Below are 16262 nucleotides of genomic sequence, written 5' to 3'. Positions count from 1 at the left end.
GCGCCGCGGCCTGGGCGAGCGGGCGATGGGCAGGATCTTCCTCGCCCCGTCGTTCGCGTTCATGGCCGTCATCGCCCTCTTCCCGGTGTTCTACGCGATCGGGATGAGCCTCTACAGCATCCGCGGATTCCACCAGGAGTTCACCGGGTTCGACAACTACGCGCGGGTCCTGACCGACGCGGGGTTCTTCAACGCGGTCGGGAACACCCTGGTCTTCACCGTCGCCTCGGTGTCGTTGGAGTTCGTCGTCGGTATGGCGTTCGCGCTGATCATGCACCAGGCGTTCGTCGGCCGCGGCCTGACCCGCGCGGTCATCCTCGTGCCGTGGGTGATCCCGACGGCCGTCGCCGCCCAGGTGTGGCGGTACATGTTCGACCACAACCCGGGCTTCGTGAACTCGGTCCTGGGCACGGACGTCAACTGGCTGCGCGACCCCGCGTGGTCCATGGTCGGCATCATCAGCGCCGACGTGTGGAAGACCGCCCCGTTCGTCGCCCTGCTGCTCCTGGCCGGGCTGCAGACCATCCCGAAGGACTACTACGAGGCGGCCAGGGTCGACGGCGCCACCGTGGTCCAGCGGTTCTGGTTCATCACCCTGCCCCTGCTGAGGCCGGCGATCGTCGTGGCCCTGCTGTTCCGCACGGTGGACGCGCTGCGCATGTTCGACTTCGCGTACGTGTTCGCCGGGTACTCGAACTCGCTCGCCACCCTGTCCGTGTACGCCCAGCGCTTCCTGGTCGCCGAACCGGAGCTGGGCTACGCCAACGCCCTGTCCACCGTCACGTTCGTCATCGTCATGATCGTCGGCCTGGCCTTCATCAGCCGCATGGGCCGCCACATGGTCGGCGACGTGGCGCGGAAGGAGAAGTGATGACGGCCGAGACGGTGAAGCCGAGCGGGCCGGTCCACCGGCCGCGCCGCAGGACACACCCGGCGGTGGTCAACGCGCTCAAGCTGCTGGGCCTGCTCCTGGTGCTGGGCTGGTGCCTGTTCCCGTTCCTGTGGATGGGGCTGACCAGCCTCCGGTCGGGGTCGGTGGCGCTCACGGACCCGAACATCTTCCAGGGGCCGTTCAGCCTGTCCAACTACGAGCAGGTCTTCGACCTCGGGTTCCAGTTCGCCCTGCGCAACTCGCTCATCGTGGCGGCGGTGACCACGGCGATCTGCATCCCGGTCGCGTCCCTCGCCGGCTACGCGCTGGCGCGCCTGCCCATGGCGGGCAAGTTCGCGCTGCTGGCGGCCACCCTGGTGGCCACGCTGTTCCCGCCTGTGGCACTGGTCAACCCGCTGTACCAGGTGTACCTGAAGCTCAACCAGTGGACCGGGATCAACCTGCTCAACTCCTACGCGGGCATGATCATCCCGTACGTGGCGCTGACCCTGCCGCTGGCGATCTTCATCCTCGCCACCTTCTTCGCGGGCATCCCCCGGGAGATCGAGGAGTCGGCGAAGGTGGACGGGGCCACCCCGTTCCAGGCGTTCCTGCGCGTGGTGGCGCCGCTGGCGGCGCCGGGCGTGGGCGCTGCCGCCATCCTGACGTTCGTGTACTCCACGAACGAGTTCCTGCTGGCCTTCTCCTTCGCGCCGCGCGACCTGAACGTCCAGACCGTGCCGGTGTTCGTGGGAACGTTCGAGCGGGTCGGCTACGAGAATCCGATCGGCCAGATCATGGCGGCGTCGGTGCTGGTCTCGGTACCGCTCATCCTGTTCGCCCTGGTCCTGCAGCGCCGGATCGTGGCGGGCCTGACCTCGGGGGCCGTCAAGGGCTGACGGCGGCGGGGAGGGGCCCGGGGAGCAGTCCAGGACCCCGGTCCCCTCCCGCCGCCAGGCCCTCCGGGGGAGGGGCGGGAGGCCGACCGCCACGGCGCCGCCGCGGTCGGTCGGAGCCGGGACGTGCCCTCCGCACCACTCCGTCGGCGCCCCTCCCGGACCCGCACCGCCCGTCCGGGGCCGGGACTCACCGGCGGGTGACGTCGTCGCGGTCCAGGTCGGCGGCGTCCCTGCCCATCAGCTCGGCCGTGATCTGCAACTCGGCCAGGACCGCGCGCAGCACGTGCTCGACCCCCGCCGCCCCGTCCACGGCCAGGCCGTAGACCCAGGGGCGTCCCAGCAGCACCGCCCGGGCGCCCAGCGCCATCGCCACGGCCACGTCCGCGCCCGATCGCACCCCCGAGTCGAACAGCACCGCGGCCCGGTCGCCGACCGCCTCCACCACCTCGGGCAGGGCGTCCAGGGCCGCCACCGCGTTGTCGACCTGGCGGCCCCCGTGGTTGCTCACCACGAGGCCGTCCACGCCCGCCTCCACCAGCTCGATCGCCTCGTCGCCGCGGACGACGCCCTTGACCAGGACCGGCAGGTCGGTCCAGTCGCGGATGCGGGCGATGTTGTCCGTGCTCAAGGACCTGCTCGCGAACGCCCCGAGGAAGTGGAACACCGCTTCCGTGAACACCCCGCCGGGCTCCGGGTCGGCCTTGAGCCGGGAGCGGAACTCAGGGTCGCTGAAGTAGTTCGCCATGCCCTGGCTGCGCAGGAACGGCAGGTGGCCCAGGGCCAGGTCGCGCGGCCTCCACCCCAGCCTCTTGGTGTCGGCGGTGACCACGATCGCCTTCGCGCCCGCCGCGGTCGCCCGTCGCACGAACGACTCCGCGAGCGCGTCGTCGCCGGGCCAGTACAGCTGGTACCACCACGTGTCGGCCGCCTCCGCGACCTCCTCCATGGGCGTGGACGCGGCCGTGGACAGGACCATCGGCACGCCCAGGGCGTTCGCGCCCCTGGCCACGGCCAGTTCCGCCTCCCCGTGGACCTGCTCCAGGACCCCGACCGGGGCGGTGAGCAGCGGGGTCGGGTAGCGCTCCCCGAACAGGGTGACGCCCAGGTCCCCGGCGTTCTCCGCGCCCGGCCGCAGGCTGCGCGGGCGGAGCGCGTACCGGGCGAACGCCGCCACGTTGGCGTCGGCGGTGCGCTCCCGGCCGGCGCTCCCCTCCACGTAGCCGAAGGGCCCCGGCTCCATGGCCTTCTCGGCCAGGTCGCGCAGGGCCTCGTGGTGGTAGGGCAGGTGCGGCAGGTCGCCGTTGGTCGCGTCGGCGTAGACGCCGTCCTGGTACTGGGCGAAGTGGCTCATCGTTCCCTCGCTGGCGCCGGGGGCGCCCGGTGCGCGCGCCGCGGTCGGCGCACGGGACGGACAGGGAGGCCCGGGCCGTGGGAGAGGGCCCGCGGCCCCGGGCGGTCGAACCGTTCGCGCCGTCCGGCTCACGGAGGATGCTACCGGGCGCCCGGGTGACGCACATCACCCGGGCGCCCGGTGTTCACCGCTCCGCGCCGAACCCGCGCGGCGCCGCCGCCCGTCCGGAGCCCCACCCGGTGCCCGTGGCGGGACCGGCCGCGCGGCTCAGGACGAGCCGACCGGGAGCCCCTCGTCCAGGACTCCGCCGTCCCCCGCCTCGGAGATGTGCAGCGCGGCGACCAGCTCCCGGTAGAGGGGGTCCCGGTCCAGCAGCTCGCGGTGCGTGCCCCGGGAGCGGACACGGCCGTCCTCCATCAGGACGATGCTGTCGGCGTGGATCACCGTCGACAGCCGGTGGGCGATGGTGACCACGGCCTTCCGGTCGGCGTGGCGGCGCAGGCTCTCCGTGATCGCCGCCTCCGTGATCGCGTCCACCTGCGAGGTGGCCTCGTCCAGCAGCAGCACGTCCGGGGAGCACAGCAGGGCGCGTGCCAGGGCGATGCGCTGCCGCTGCCCGCCCGAGAACGACGTGGCGTCGAGCTGGGTGTCCAGGCCCTCCTCCAGGGCGTCGACCTTGTCCGCCAACCCGACCTCGTCCAGGACCCGGCGCACGTCCTCCTCCGAGGCGTCGGGCCTGCTGAACAGCAGGTTCTCGCGGACGGTCCCGGGGATCACCGGGGTGTCCTGCTCGACGTACGCGAAGTGGCCGCGCACCTGCCTGGGGGTGAGCGACGGGTAGGGCGTCCCGGCCAGCGCGAGCTCCCCCTCCACCGGTTCGAGGAAGCGCAGCAGCAGCGAGAACACGGTGGTCTTGCCCGCGCCCGACGGTCCGACGATGGCGGTGTGCCCCCGCCGGGGGATGCTCAGGTCGACCCGGTCCAGCGCGGCCTCGGCTCCGGGGGCGTACCGGGCGGTGACCCCGCGCAGCTCCAGCAGCGCGTCCCCGGCGCCGTCGGGGTCGGCGAGCGGGACGTCGGGTCCGTCGGAGGACGGCTCGAGGGGGATGGCCTCGACCTCGCGGATGCGCCTGGCCGCGGCCACGCCGGACTGGAGGGTGGTGACGCTCTGGGAGAGCTCCATGACCGGGTTCATCAGCGTGAACGCGTAGAGCAGGAACGCGATGAGGGAGGACACCTCCATCGCGCCGGAGGTCACCCGCAGGGCGCCCACCCCCAGGATGGCGATGATCGAGATCTGGATGCCGCCGTAGGCGATCGTCCAGGCCACGGCCTCGCGCCTCACCGACCGCACCCCGTGGTGCGCGGCCTGCCGTGCGTGCTCCAGGATCTGGCCGCCGAGCCGGTCCTCGGCGCGGCTCACCTTGACCGTGCGCACGGCGCGCAGGGCGCCGTCCAGGACGCCGCCCATGAGTCCCAGCGAGTTCTGCGCCTTCTCCTGGGCCTTGGCGATGGCGGGCATCAGGGTGAGGAACAGGATCGTGACGACGAGCACGGCGGTGAACGTGACGGCGAGCAGGACCAGGTCGAGCACCCCCATCATCACCAGGGTCCCGACCAGCAGGACACCGCCGTTGACGAGGCTGATGATGCTGCTGGAGGCGGCCTCGCGCAGGAGCACCGTGTCGGAGGTGGCCCGTGTGACGAGTTCGCCCGAAGGGCGCCGGGACATCGGGATGAGGGCGGCCCGGAAGTAGCGGCGCACCAGGGAGGTGCGGGCGTCGAGGACGACCTTCTCGGCGACGGTGCCGAGGAGGATCCAGTGCCACAGGCCGAACCCGATGCCCAGGGCGAACAGCCCGAGCAGGAGCGAGATGGGCACCACGAGGCTGCCCGCGTCGGCGACGGTGTCCAGGACGAGCTTGATCACCATCGGGTTGGCGAGTTCGAGCGCCGACCCGAGCAGTGCGAGCACCAGTCCGAGGGCGAGCTTCCGCCGGTGCGGGTGCACGAACGACCACAGCACCCGCAGCTGGGCGAAGCGGGGCTCTTGCGTCCCCGGTGAGGAGTCGGTTAATACCGTAGATCGTTCAGTCATGCTCTAAATTAGGTCATATGTGACCGATTATTGTCAACCAAGTACCGACAAGCCTAGGATGTTGGCATGGTGAACAGCGCTCCCTCAGAGGAAGAGACGAGGACACGCGCGCGCACCCGGCGCGCGATCCTCGAAGCGGCCGTCCAGGTCCTCGGCGAGAACTCCGCGGCCCCCCTGTCGCAGGTCGCCAGAGTCGCGGGGGTCGCCCGCAGCACCCTCCAGCGCTACTTCCCCGAACGCGCCGACCTGACGAGCGCCCTGGGGGAGTACGCCGACGAGCTGATCACCGAGGCCATGCAGAGGGCGCGCACCACCGAGGGGACCGGCCTGGAGGCCTTCCTGCGCCTCGTGCCGGAGTACTTCGCGCTCCAGAAGGTGATCATGCTGGCGTTCGGGCAGGAGGAGGATCTCACCGAGGGTTCCGAGGAGGAGTGCGGGGAGGCCGACCTCGCGCTCACCGCCCTCATCGAACGCGGGCACGCCGACGGCAGCATCGACCCCGCGATCTCCGCGAGCTGGATGCAGCAGTTCCTGTGGGCGGGGCTCTACTCCGGGTGGTCCTACGTCAACACCGGGGAGGTCTCCGCGTACGAGGCGCTCAACCTCTGCGTGCTCTCCCTGGAGAAGGTGGCCGCGAACCCGGCCGCGAACGGCGGGCGCGGCTGACGCCCGCCGTTCGGGCGGCCCCGGCGCTCCCCGCGGGCCGGGCCCTCGGCGCCGGTGCGGGGACGGGAGGACGGGTCAGAGGTACAGGCCGGTGCCCCGCTCCGGGGCCTCGTTGGCGACGGCGTGCACGTCGCGCTCGCGCAGGATCACGTAGCGCTCGCCGTTCAGCTCGACCTCGCCCTGCTCCTCCGGGTCGAAGAGCACGCGGTCCCCGGTCTTCACGTGCCGGGCGCCGGTCCCGGCGCCGACGACCTCACCCCACGCGAGCCTGGTCGCCAGCTTCACCGTGTCCGGGATGACCAGACCGGCACTGCTGCGCCGCTCGCTCCGGTCCACGACCGTCCGCACGAGGAGGCGGTCGTGGAGCATCTGGATCTCAAGCTTTGATTCGGCCACGACCCCAGGGTATTCGGCTCCGCACACGGCCATCCACCGGCCGCCCGCCCGCCCCGGCGTCCCGACCTGCCCCGGACCTCCGGTACAGTACTTCTATCGCCGAGCGGGGAAACCGCCCGGCACACCAGGGGCTATGGCGCAGTTGGTAGCGCGCCTCCATGGCATGGAGGAGGTCTGGGGTTCGAATCCCCATAGCTCCACGCGACTCTGGGACGACCCTGCTCGGAGGCCTTCGGCCTCCTCGCGGGGTCGTCTTCGTCGTGTCTGCCGGGGGGAGACCCCCCGATCCCCCCGAGGCACCCGAGGCACCCCCCTGTGGTTGGGGCCGCGGTGATCGGCGGGGCGGCGGTGCCGGGCCTGTCGACGGGGACGCCCGGCCGCTTGGCGAAGGCGTTCCGCCCGGACGGCCCCGCGCCGCCCGATGCGCCCCCGGGGCGCTGGGCCGCCGACCCGCGGGCCTCCCGTCGGCGCATGTGCTGTGGGCGACCCCGCATCCCGCGTTCGCCGCAGACGTTCCTGCTCGACGCACCTCGTCCCCCACCGCGCATCCGGCCACGGTTCCGCCGACGTGGCGGGGCCCGGCACGGCCCCCCGGAGCCCCTCCCGTACGGTGGTGAGCCTTCCGGAGAGAGGGGCGGTCGATGGACGGTGGACACGACGTCGCGGACGACGTCGCCCGGGCCATGGCGACGGACATCCTGGACTCGGGCCGGTGTCCCCCGGGCGCGGGACTGACGTTCACGGGAACGGGCGCACTCCCCTCGGCCTTTCCCGTCACGGAGTTCGCCGCCGCTTCCGTCGGTGCGGCCGGTGTCGCCGCCGCCGACCTGGCCTCGGCGGGCGACGGGCGCCGCCGGGACGTCCGCGTCGACCGGCGCCTGGCCTCGATGTGGTTCGCGTGGTCCCTCCGCCCCACGGGATGGCGGCCCCCCTCCCCGTGGGACGACGTCGCGGGCGACTACCGGACCTCCGACGGGTGGATCAGGCTCCACACCAACGCCGCCGCCCACCGTGCGGCGGCCCTGCGGGTCCTCGGCGTCCCCGGAGGGCGGGACCGGGCGCAGCGGGCCGTCGCCGAGTGGGACGGGGTCGAACTGGAGTCCCGTGTCGTCGGGGCCGGGGGCTGTGCGGCCGTGATGCGCTCGACGTCCGAGTGGGCCTCCGGTGAGCAGGGACGGAGCGTGGCCTGCGAACCGCTCATCGCCTGGGAGGACGGCGACAGGTCCGAGACGGGGCCGGTCCTCGCGGGCGGGGCGCGCCCGCTGGAGGGCGTGCGCGTCCTCGACCTCACCCGGGTCCTGGCGGGCCCCGTGGCGACGAGGTTCCTGGCGCTGCTCGGGGCCGACGTCCTACGCGTCGACCCGCCCTGGTGGGACGAGCCCGGACTGGTCCCCGAGGTCATGCTCGGCAAGAGGTCCGCCCGGCTCGACCTGCGGGGGGCGGGCCCGCGCGGGCGCCTGCTGGAACTGCTGGGGCGGTGCGACGTCCTCGTGCACGGCTACCGACCCGGCGCCCTCGACCGGTTGGGCCTCGGCGCGGACGTCCGTCACGGGGTGCGCCCGGGACTGGTCGAGGTCGGCCTCGACGCCTACGGCTGGACCGGTCCCTGGAGGACGAGGCGCGGCTTCGACAGCCTGGTGCAGATGAGCACCGGCATCGCCGACGCCGCCATGCGCGAAGGAGGGCTGGACGCTCCGAAGCCGCTGCCGGTCCAGGCGCTGGACCACGGGACCGGGTACCTGATGGCCTACGCCGCCCTGGAGGGGCTGAGGCGGCGGGTCGACACCGGTCAGGGCTCCCTCGCCCGGCTGTCCCTGGCTCGTACGGCCCTCCTCCTCGCCGGGCGCCGGGGTACGGGCGACCCCGGCCCGCTCGATCCGGAGGGCGACGGCGACCTCGCCCCGGGTGTCGAGGACACGTCGTGGGGGCCGGCCCGTCGGCTCCGAATGCCGCTGGAGGTGGAGGGCGTGGTCCTCGCGGCGCCGCGGCCGGCGGGGGCTCTGGGGGCGAGTAAGGCGCGGTGGTGACCGCCCCGCCCGCGGACGCGTCCCGGCCGACCGCCGTCCCGGGGCCGTCCGAGGCGGTCTCCGACATCAGGGAGATCGCGGAGTCCTGACCCGTTCGTCGACGAAGGCGAGGAGGTCCGGATCGTCGGAGACCAGGCGGTCCACCTCCTCGCCCCCGTCGCACCTGCACAGGGCCACCGTCACCCGCGAGGCGGAGCGGTCCACCACGCGCCACACGGCGCCGTGGTCCTCCCACCGGGTCAGGACCTCCACCGGGTTCCGTTCGTCGCTCATGGTGCCATGATGCCCGGAACGCGGGGTCCGCCCCTCCCGCACGCCCAGCTTCCCGGGGCGGCGGGGCGCTCCGGGCGGCCGGAGGCCGGGCGGGCTCCCGTGACGCGCCGTGTGGGCCGCCCGACACCCCGCATGTTCACCCCACCCTTCCGCGTCCGATAGAATCGAACCGTTGCCGTACGGCACACGGGGCTATGGCGCAGTTGGTAGCGCGCCTCCATGGCATGGAGGAGGTCTGGGGTTCGAATCCCCATAGCTCCACGCGACTCTGGGACGACCCTGCTCGGAGGCCTTCGGCCTCCTCGCGGGGTCGTCTTCGTCATGTCTGTCGGGGGGAGACCCCCCGAACCCCCCGAGGTGACCCCCTGGGGTTGGGGTCGCGGTGATCGACGGGGCGGCGGCGCCGGGCCTGCCGACGGGGATGTCGTCCGTCCGGTCGTGGCGGTTTCCCGTACGGGCTGCTTGTGTCCCGTGTTCTCCGGGGCGATCCTGACCGCGCTCGCGGGGGCGCCTTCATCGTGTCTGCCGGGGGGAGACCCCCCGACCCCCCCGAGACATCCTCCGGGGCGGGTTCCTGTCGCCCGGCGGCCCTCTGGGAGCTCTCCCACCCCTTGACCCGGGATGTGGCGTGGGTCATAATCAACATAACGGTTGATCAACGAGAAAGTTGAATGCGCAGATGGCGAGCGACCCCCTGAGCCTCACATTCGCGGCGCTGGCGGATCCGACCCGCCGGGCTCTGCTGGCGAGGCTCGCGGAGGGCGAGGCGACCGTCAACGACCTGGCGGAGCCGTTCCCCATCAGCCTCCAGGCGGTGTCCAGACACCTGAAGGTCCTGGAGCGGGCCGGCCTGATCAGCCGCGGCCGCGACGCGCAGTGGCGTCCCTGCCGGCTGGAGACCGCGCCTCTGGAGCAGGCGTCGGTGTGGATCGGGCGGTACCACGACCAGTGGGAGGAGCGCTTCGACCGGCTGGACGAGGAGATCCGCCGCATCCAGGACGCGCGGGGAACCGGAGACCGCAGCACCGAGGGAGAGAAGACCCATGAGTGACCTCACCGTGACCGTCGAGCCCGGTCGCCAGGACATCGTCATCACCCGCACCTTCGACGCGCCCAGGGACGTGGTGTTCAGGGCCATGACCGAGCCGGAGCACCTGGCCCGGTGGTGGGGGCTGGACGAGACCGACACGGTCGTCGACCGGGCCGAGGTGCGGCCCGGCGGCACCTGGCGGTTCGTCGAGAAGGCCGCCGACGGCGAGGAGTACGCCTTCCACGGGGTCTTCCACGACGTGGTCGCCCCCGAGCGCATCGTGCAGACCTTCGAGTTCGAGGGGATGCCGGGCCACGTGGCGATGGACACCCACATGCTGGAGGAGAAGGACGGCCGCACCCTCTACCGGGCGATCTCCGTGTTCCAGACGGTCGAGGACCGCGACGGCATGGTCAGCTCCGGCATGGAGGAAGGGCTGGCCCAGTCGCTGGACGCCCTGGAGAGGCTCGCCCGCGGCCTCGCCTGACGCCCGCCGGGCCGATCGGCCGGGCCCCGGAGGGCCCGGCCGATCCCGCCTGTGGACGGAGCCCGTCCTGTCCCCACGGGCCGGTACTGTCGATCCGTGGCAGATCTTCCCGACGTTCCGACCCTGCTCGACGCCGCCGTCACCGCTCTCGGCGGCAGCCGCCGCGAGGGCCAGACGGCCATGGCCGACGCCGTGGCCGCGGCGGTCGACGAACGCGAGCACCTGGTGGTCCAGGCCGGTACCGGCACCGGCAAGTCCCTGGCGTACCTGGTACCCGCGGTCAGACACGCGATGGACCGGAAGAACACCGTGGTGGTCTCCACCGCCACCATCGCCCTCCAGAACCAGCTCATCGACCGGGACCTGCCGCGCCTGGCCGGGGCGCTGTCCTCGCTGCTGCCGCGCGAGCCCACGTTCGCCGTGCTGAAGGGCCGCCGCAACTACCTGTGCCGCAACCGGCTCCAGACCGCGGACGAGGACGCGGAGGACGCCGAGCTGTTCGACCCCCGGCAGCTCTCCTCCCTCGGCCGCCAGGTGGCCCGCCTGCACGAGTGGGCGGAGGAGACCGTCACCGGCGACCGCGACGAGCTCGTCCCCGGCGTCAGCGACCTCGCCTGGCGGCAGGTGTCCGTGGGCGCCAACGAGTGCATGGGGGCCCGCATCTGCCCCTTCGGACAGGAGTGCTTCGCGGAGTTCGCACGCGAGGCCACCCAGGGAGTGGACGTGGTGGTCACCAACCACGCGATGCTCTCCATCGACATGGCGCAGGGCCGGCACATCCTGCCCGAGCACGACACGATCATGATCGACGAGGCGCACGAGCTCGTGGACCGGGCGACCTCCGTGTCCACCGGCAGCCTGAGCGAGCGCGTCGTCAACACCGCGGCCAAGCGCGCCGCCCGCCTGGTCGAGCCCGGGATCAGCGAGCGCCTCACGGAGTGCGCCGACGGGCTCGCCCTGATGTTCACCGAGTCGCCCGACGGCCGCCTGGACCACATCGACGACGCCCTGGCCAACGCGGTCGCGGCCACCCGCGACGCCGCCTCCGCCTGCGTCACGGCCATCGGCCCCTCGCCCGGCGAGCTCGACCCCGACGGCGCCAGCGACCGCCGCCTGGCCCTGGCCGCTCTCGAAGAGGTGCGCGAGACCGCCGTGCGCGTGCTGGAGTCCTACGAACCCGCCCTGCGCGACCGCACCGAGGTCGTGTGGCTCACCAGGGCCCCGGGCCGCCAGCCCGCCCTCAACGTCGCCCCGCTCGCCGTCGGCGGGCTGCTGCGGGAGAAGCTCTTCGGGGACCGCACCGTCGTGCTGACCTCGGCCACCCTCACCCTCGGCGGTTCCTTCACCTCCCTGGCCAACCAGTGGGGCCTGGGCCGCGAGGTCACCCGGGAGGCCGCGGAACGGGCCGCCGCGGGCGCCCCCGGGACGACGCGGGCGCAGACCGGGGACGGGGACACCCCGGCCGCCGGCCCGGACGAGGACGACGACGGCCCCCACCGCGCGGCGGGGGAGCCCCGCTGGCGCGCGCTGGACGTCGGGTCGCCCTTCGAGCACGCCCGCAGCGGCATCCTGTACGTGGCCACCCACCTGCCGCCGCCCGGGCGCGACGGGCTCGCGCCCTCCTACCTCGACGAGATCGCCGAGCTCATCGAGGCCGCCGACGGCCGGGCCCTGGGCCTCTTCTCCTCCATGCGGGCCGCCCAGCAGGCCGGCGACGAGCTCCGGGACCGGCTCGACCAGCCGATCCTGTGCCAGGGCGAGGACTCCACCGGCCAGCTGGTCCGGCGGTTCGCCGAGGACGAGAGGTCCTGCCTGTTCGGCACCCTGTCGCTGTGGCAGGGCGTGGACGTGCCGGGCCCCTCCCTGTCGCTGGTGATCGTGGACCGCATCCCGTTCCCCCGTCCGGACGACCCCCTCGCCTCCGCCCGCCAGCGGGCCGTGGCCGCGCACGGCGGCAACGGGTTCCTGTCGGTGGCGGCCACCCACGCCGCGCTGCTGCTCGCCCAGGGCACCGGCCGGCTGCTGCGCTCCACCGACGACCGCGGGGTCATCGCGGTCCTGGACCCGCGCCTGGCCACCGCCCGCTACGGCGGCTTCCTGCGCGCCTCGCTGCCGCCCTACTGGGGCACCACGGACCCCGAGGTGGCCCGGTCGGCGCTGCGCCGGCTGTCCCGGCGGGCGGCACCCGAGCCGGCCGCGGGCTGAGGGCCGCCGACCGTGCCCGCCCCGGGACGCGCGGCGGCCGGGCGCCCGTCACGGGCGCCCGGCCGCAGGCCGTGGGCGGTGCCGGGGGCGTTCGCGCTCCGGCGGTGGGACCGGACCGGTCAGCCCCGGGTGCGGTAGCCGAAGAGGCGGACCGCGTACGCGGGGGACTCGTCGTCCTCGGACTCCTGGATGAACCAGCGGTCGTCGTGCTCGCCGACCAGGAGCTCGTTCCACATCATGTCGATGAGCTTCAGGCGTGACACCACGGACGACTCGGGGTCCAGGACGATGGAGTAGGCGTGGTCGGTCAGCCGCTGGGTGACCATGCCGACCGACTGGCCGTCCCAGATGGCGGGGACGGGGGCGTGGCCGACCTCGATCCCGCACAGCCGCAGCTGCTCCATCTCCTCGTCGAGGGCCTCCGCCGCGAGGGCGCCGTCCAGCCTGAGGGCGTCCTCCAGCTCGTCGCGGTCCTCGTCGGTGCGCAGATAGGCGTGGTAGGTGCGGTAGCCGCAGGTGCGGCACTTGCGCCAGACGACGCAGCGGGCCAGTCCGTAGGCCGACTGGGCCTCGCCCACACTCTGGTAGTCGCTCACCTCGCGAATCATGCCGCATTCGCAACACAGGGCCGTGAGATCCTGCTTCATCAGAGTCCCCCCTCCCAGGCGAGTATGCGACGAACGGAGCCCGTTAGGGAACCCGTTCGGAGAGGAAGTCGCGGCAAGGCCTCGTCATCAATGCCCAAAATGACCGGGTAGAGGGTTTCGGACACGTCCTCCCCGATGCGTCGGTGTGGCAAGTCCTCCTCCGCCGGGTCGGCGCTACTCGTCCATCGACAGGCCGCGCTTGTTGCGCGCGCTCCAGTCGCGCATGCGCTGGGGGTAACCGACGATCTGCACGTCGTAGGCGGGGGCGGCCAGGTCACGGGCGACCTTGCGGATCACCTCGGGGGAGCCGCAGCGGCGCCGGATCCACTCGCCGTCGGTGGCCACGGCGACGGCCGTGGTCCGGGTGGCGAACGTTTCGGGCTCGACGAAGAACTCCACGCCCACCCTGCTCTTCGAGAACTCGATCAGCGCCTTGATGTCCGAATCCTCGGAGGCCCGGTCGAAACGGGCCTTGCCCTTGCGGTTGGCCTTGCGGAGTCCGAAGCGGTCTCGCCATCCCATCGGCGCTCTGTCCCCTCAGGTACTGCTGCGGGTGGTGTGCGGAGCGGGGGTCCGTGTCCGGATCCCCCGGGGCCGCGGTGCCCCAGAGTCTATCCCGCCCAAACCACACGGATCGGGCGTGCAGGCCCCGCCCGGCACCGGTCTCACGCGTTTCCCGGACAGTCCTGTCACCGCGCTGCTACGTTCTGTTGTCACGCGGCACCATCAGGGGGAGAAGAGCATGCCGATGTGGACGTGGGCAGGGGAGACCTCCCGCCGGCTCAGGGCGGCGGGGCAGGACGAGCTGGCGGACGGGGTCACGGCGCTGCCCGTGCTCTGCGAGGCGGGGGACGCGGTACGGGTGGAGGCCGTGGCCAGGTCGGCGATGCGCACCGCGCGCCGGCTGGTCGCCGAGGCGGGGAGCGCGCAGGCCGCGGTGCCGGGGGTCTTCGGGCCGCCGACGCTGTTCTTCCTCGCGCACTGGCCCCTGGCCGTGCGGGTCGGGGTGCTCGCCGAGGGCAGGCGCGCCCTGGCCCAGGTGACGGCGGCCGCCGCCGACGAGCCGGCGCCGCACGAGCACGGCCCGCTGCCGGTGTCCCTCCAGGAGACGCTCGTGCGCTGCCACGCGAACGTGGACGCCAGGGGGACCACCGACCTGCGCCGCGATCTGCTGTCCACCCGCAGCCTGGCCGGCTGGGAGCGCACCCCGGCCTGGCCCGCCCTCACCCTGGCCCGTGTCAACCTGCTGATCGACGAGGACCTGGCCGACCGGGCGGAGACGGAGCTGCGGCGCTACGAGCACACCGCCACCGGACCGGCGGTGCTCGGCGCCGACGGCGTCTTCACCCTCGTGCGCGCGCTGCGCCACCAGGACAAGCACACGCAGGCCCTGGAGGTCCTCGACCGGATGGAGGCGGAGCTCGCCCTCGACGAGGCGAACCCGCGCCGCGACGCCCTGCGCCGCCGCATCCGCTTCGAGCGGGCGCGGCTCCTCTCCTGGCTCACCAGGCTCGGCCAGTGCGCGCCCCGCGAGGCCATCGCCCCGCTCCCGACGGTCGAGGAGGCGGAGGCCCACCCGAGTCTGCGGCCCGCCTGGGTGGAGGCCGTCGAGAACCTCGTCTGCCAGGGCGCCGTCCGCAACGACTGGCGGCTCGGGGTCCGTGTGACCACCTGGTCCCGCTACTTCGAGAGGGTCGGGGCGCCCCGCCGCGGCGCGGAGCTGGCCCTGGCCGCCGCCCGCCTGGCCGCCGGCCGCGGGGCCCGCTGGGTGGCGACCTGCTCCGCCCAGCGCGCGGAGAGGCTGATCGGGGAGCTGGGCCGCACCGACGAGATCCTGGGGGACCTGGTCGAGGCCCGCGCGATGATCGGCGGGATCCCCCCGATCGCCCCGGCGGCGCCCGCCGAGCGGATCCTGGCGTTCCTCCGCGCACAGCCCGCCGAGCAGGTCGATCCCGAGTTCCAGGCCGAGCAGGTCAACGCGGCCCTGGAGAGGATCCCCCACGACACGCCGCTCCTCAGCGCGCTCGGCCAGGTCGGGCGCACCCTCATGCTGTCGGACGCCGCCACCGAGCCGCAGTGGAGGCACGTGCGCGAACAGCCCGGTGACCAGCGGGCGGCACTGTCCCTCCTGGAGACGCTGCTCCACGACAACGACACCGCCGGCGTGCGCGACCTGGTGCGCACCCTCGCCGCCGGCGCCCTCAACGGCGGTCCCGAGGCGGAGGCCGGGTTCGGTCCGGGCGCGGAGCCCCCGGTCCTGGCCACCGCTCCGGGGGCGGCCTTCTAGGCGCTGCCGGGAACGGCCCCCCGGCCGGTGACCCCGGCGCGGAGGTCAGGCGGGCGCCGACCGGCCCGCGACCCCGGCCGCGGCGGGCTGGGCCCCGGCGATCGCGCGCCCGGCCGGGTAGGCGAGGGCGGCGGAGGGCAGCCGGGCGGGTCGTCCGCTGGCCAGTACCCGCACCAGGCCGGCACGGTTGCGACCGCCGTCCGCGAGGGCGGGCCGGGCCGCCGCGTCGGCGACGCGCCGCAGTGTCTGCGCGGCCACCGCCCCGGCGGCGGTGAAGAGCTCGGCCCGGCCGCCCAGCGCGGCGGAGATCCGTTCGCCCACGAGGTCGTAGTGGGTGCAGCCCAGCACGACGCCGCGCACGTCCCCCGGTGTGAGGTCGGCGGCGTGGGCGACGGCGTCGTCGATGAGCCGGGGATCCGCGGACTCCACGGCCTCGGCGAGCCCGACGCAGGCGACCGGCGTCACGTCCACGCCGCCCGCGAAGGTCTCGATCAGCCGGCGCTGGTAGGCGCTGCGCGTGGTCGCCACGGTGGACCAGACGGCGATGGGCCCTCCGGCCGCGGCGGCGGGTTTGATCGCGGGGACCGTCCCGACCACCGGCACGTCCGGCTCGAACTCGGCGCGGAGCTCGGCGAGGCCGTGGACCGAGGCCGTGTTGCACGGTACGACCACCGCGTCCAGCCCCCGGCCGCCCGCGGCGCCCGACGCCGCGCGGGCCCCGGCCAGCGCGCGGGCGATCACCTCGTCCGGCGTCCGCCGCCCCCAGGGCATGTGGTCCGGATCCATGGCCAGGAACAGGTCGGCGTCCGGCCTGGCGGCGTGCAGCGCCGCCGCGGTCGAGAGCATGCCGATGCCGGAGTCTACGAGAGCGATACGCACGAACCCAGATCCTACGTCGTGCCCGCCTCCGGCCGCCCACACCGGTTCGGTGACCCCGGTGAACACGTGACCCGGGCAACACCCCAGGTAGACGGACTTCTGGGAAGACACGGCACAAATGGGGTGGCACAAGACCGTTACCGGTAG

The 16262-nt window shown here is 73.6% G+C and carries 15 protein-coding genes and 2 tRNA genes; 10 read left to right on the top strand and 7 right to left on the bottom strand.

Annotated elements, in window-relative coordinates:
• Positions 1 to 25: 25 nt before the first annotated feature.
• Positions 26 to 871, top strand: coding sequence for a carbohydrate ABC transporter permease (locus ACFQBR_RS12295; protein WP_267950281.1), 846 nt, complete (start codon positions 26 to 28; stop codon positions 869 to 871).
• Positions 871 to 1770, top strand: a complete 900-nt coding sequence (locus ACFQBR_RS12290; RefSeq protein WP_344184031.1) for a carbohydrate ABC transporter permease — start codon at positions 871 to 873, stop codon at positions 1768 to 1770. Before ACFQBR_RS12295 ends, ACFQBR_RS12290 begins: the two co-directional genes overlap by 1 nt.
• A 187-nt stretch (positions 1771 to 1957) precedes the next feature.
• On the opposite strand, the gene ACFQBR_RS12285 is transcribed toward ACFQBR_RS12290, so the two are convergent.
• Positions 1958 to 3121, bottom strand: coding sequence for an alpha-hydroxy-acid oxidizing protein (locus ACFQBR_RS12285; protein WP_344184032.1), 1164 nt, complete (start codon positions 3119 to 3121; stop codon positions 1958 to 1960).
• A gap of 267 nt (positions 3122 to 3388) precedes the next feature.
• A complete protein-coding gene (locus ACFQBR_RS12280) occupies positions 3389 to 5146 on the bottom strand; it encodes an ABC transporter ATP-binding protein (protein WP_267950282.1) in 1758 nt (585 codons plus the stop codon).
• A gap of 138 nt (positions 5147 to 5284) precedes the next feature.
• Between ACFQBR_RS12280 and ACFQBR_RS12275 the strand changes: the two genes are divergently transcribed.
• Positions 5285 to 5884, top strand: coding sequence for a TetR/AcrR family transcriptional regulator (locus ACFQBR_RS12275; RefSeq protein ID WP_344184033.1), 600 nt, complete (start codon positions 5285 to 5287; stop codon positions 5882 to 5884).
• 75 nt (positions 5885 to 5959) lie between these two features.
• Here the strand turns inward: ACFQBR_RS12275 and ACFQBR_RS12270 are convergent, their stop codons facing one another.
• The gene (locus ACFQBR_RS12270; protein WP_267950283.1) at positions 5960 to 6253 is read right to left on the bottom strand and encodes a GroES family chaperonin; all 294 of its coding nucleotides are present in this window, start codon (positions 6251 to 6253) and stop codon (positions 5960 to 5962) included.
• Between the two features lie 154 nt (positions 6254 to 6407).
• On the opposite strand from ACFQBR_RS12270, the gene ACFQBR_RS12265 reads away from it, so the two are divergent.
• Together ACFQBR_RS12265 and ACFQBR_RS12260 are read left to right on the top strand one after the other, a co-directional pair.
• Positions 6408 to 6480 (top strand) — tRNA-Ala (locus tag ACFQBR_RS12265).
• A gap of 441 nt (positions 6481 to 6921) precedes the next feature.
• Positions 6922 to 8307: a CoA transferase gene (locus ACFQBR_RS12260; RefSeq protein ID WP_344184034.1), complete on the top strand. Its 1386-nt coding sequence runs from the start codon at positions 6922 to 6924 to the stop codon at positions 8305 to 8307.
• 66 nt (positions 8308 to 8373) lie between these two features.
• Here ACFQBR_RS12260 and ACFQBR_RS12255 read toward each other — a convergent pair whose 3' ends face one another.
• The gene (locus ACFQBR_RS12255; RefSeq protein ID WP_267948641.1) at positions 8374 to 8580 is read right to left on the bottom strand and encodes a hypothetical protein; all 207 of its coding nucleotides are present in this window, start codon (positions 8578 to 8580) and stop codon (positions 8374 to 8376) included.
• A gap of 188 nt (positions 8581 to 8768) precedes the next feature.
• Between ACFQBR_RS12255 and ACFQBR_RS12250 the strand changes: the two genes are divergently transcribed.
• The 4 genes from ACFQBR_RS12250 to ACFQBR_RS12235 all read left to right on the top strand — a co-directional run bounded on the left by ACFQBR_RS12250 (position 8769) and on the right by ACFQBR_RS12235 (position 12302).
• A tRNA-Ala gene (locus ACFQBR_RS12250) sits at positions 8769 to 8841 on the top strand.
• Positions 8842 to 9259: 418 nt separating this feature from the next.
• Positions 9260 to 9631, top strand: a complete 372-nt coding sequence (locus ACFQBR_RS12245) for an ArsR/SmtB family transcription factor (protein ID WP_344184035.1) — start codon at positions 9260 to 9262, stop codon at positions 9629 to 9631.
• Positions 9624 to 10097: an SRPBCC family protein gene (locus ACFQBR_RS12240; protein WP_344184036.1), complete on the top strand. Its 474-nt coding sequence runs from the start codon at positions 9624 to 9626 to the stop codon at positions 10095 to 10097. Before ACFQBR_RS12245 ends, ACFQBR_RS12240 begins: the two co-directional genes overlap by 8 nt.
• A 96-nt stretch (positions 10098 to 10193) precedes the next feature.
• Positions 10194 to 12302, top strand: coding sequence for an ATP-dependent DNA helicase (locus ACFQBR_RS12235; RefSeq protein WP_344184037.1), 2109 nt, complete (start codon positions 10194 to 10196; stop codon positions 12300 to 12302).
• A gap of 119 nt (positions 12303 to 12421) precedes the next feature.
• Here the strand turns inward: ACFQBR_RS12235 and ACFQBR_RS12230 are convergent, their stop codons facing one another.
• A complete protein-coding gene (locus ACFQBR_RS12230) occupies positions 12422 to 12949 on the bottom strand; it encodes a DUF6315 family protein (protein ID WP_267948645.1) in 528 nt (175 codons plus the stop codon).
• 174 nt (positions 12950 to 13123) lie between these two features.
• The gene (locus ACFQBR_RS12225) at positions 13124 to 13471 is read right to left on the bottom strand and encodes a hypothetical protein (protein WP_267948646.1); all 348 of its coding nucleotides are present in this window, start codon (positions 13469 to 13471) and stop codon (positions 13124 to 13126) included.
• 220 nt (positions 13472 to 13691) lie between these two features.
• Here ACFQBR_RS12225 and ACFQBR_RS12220 point away from each other — a divergent pair, with 220 nt between their 5' ends.
• A complete protein-coding gene (locus tag ACFQBR_RS12220; RefSeq protein WP_344184038.1) occupies positions 13692 to 15236 on the top strand; it encodes a hypothetical protein in 1545 nt (514 codons plus the stop codon).
• A gap of 45 nt (positions 15237 to 15281) precedes the next feature.
• On the opposite strand, the gene ACFQBR_RS12215 is transcribed toward ACFQBR_RS12220, so the two are convergent.
• Complete coding sequence (locus ACFQBR_RS12215) at positions 15282 to 16115, bottom strand: glutamate racemase (RefSeq protein ID WP_267948648.1); 834 nt, start codon at positions 16113 to 16115, stop codon at positions 15282 to 15284.
• Positions 16116 to 16262: the final 147 nt, after the last annotated feature.

Origin of the sequence: Nocardiopsis tropica (assembly GCF_042660575.1) — a bacterium.
Lineage (GTDB): Bacteria > Actinomycetota > Actinomycetes > Streptosporangiales > Streptosporangiaceae > Nocardiopsis > Nocardiopsis tropica.
This window is presented reverse-complemented; position numbering and strand designations above follow the sequence as displayed.

Coding starts and splice junctions, on each gene's coding strand:
- ACFQBR_RS12240 (WP_344184036.1), top strand. CDS start 9,624: ATGAGTGACCTCACCGTGACCGTCGAGCCCGGTCGCCAGGACATCGTC.
- ACFQBR_RS12230 (WP_267948645.1), bottom strand. CDS start 12,949: ATGAAGCAGGATCTCACGGCCCTGTGTTGCGAATGCGGCATGATTCGC.
- ACFQBR_RS12270 (WP_267950283.1), bottom strand. CDS start 6,253: ATGCTCCACGACCGCCTCCTCGTGCGGACGGTCGTGGACCGGAGCGAG.
- ACFQBR_RS12225 (WP_267948646.1), bottom strand. CDS start 13,471: ATGGGATGGCGAGACCGCTTCGGACTCCGCAAGGCCAACCGCAAGGGC.
- ACFQBR_RS12245 (WP_344184035.1), top strand. CDS start 9,260: ATGGCGAGCGACCCCCTGAGCCTCACATTCGCGGCGCTGGCGGATCCG.
- ACFQBR_RS12290 (WP_344184031.1), top strand. CDS start 871: ATGACGGCCGAGACGGTGAAGCCGAGCGGGCCGGTCCACCGGCCGCGC.
- ACFQBR_RS12295 (WP_267950281.1), top strand. CDS start 26: ATGGGCAGGATCTTCCTCGCCCCGTCGTTCGCGTTCATGGCCGTCATC.
- ACFQBR_RS12220 (WP_344184038.1), top strand. CDS start 13,692: ATGCCGATGTGGACGTGGGCAGGGGAGACCTCCCGCCGGCTCAGGGCG.
- ACFQBR_RS12260 (WP_344184034.1), top strand. CDS start 6,922: ATGGACGGTGGACACGACGTCGCGGACGACGTCGCCCGGGCCATGGCG.
- ACFQBR_RS12255 (WP_267948641.1), bottom strand. CDS start 8,580: ATGAGCGACGAACGGAACCCGGTGGAGGTCCTGACCCGGTGGGAGGAC.
- ACFQBR_RS12275 (WP_344184033.1), top strand. CDS start 5,285: ATGGTGAACAGCGCTCCCTCAGAGGAAGAGACGAGGACACGCGCGCGC.
- ACFQBR_RS12285 (WP_344184032.1), bottom strand. CDS start 3,121: ATGAGCCACTTCGCCCAGTACCAGGACGGCGTCTACGCCGACGCGACC.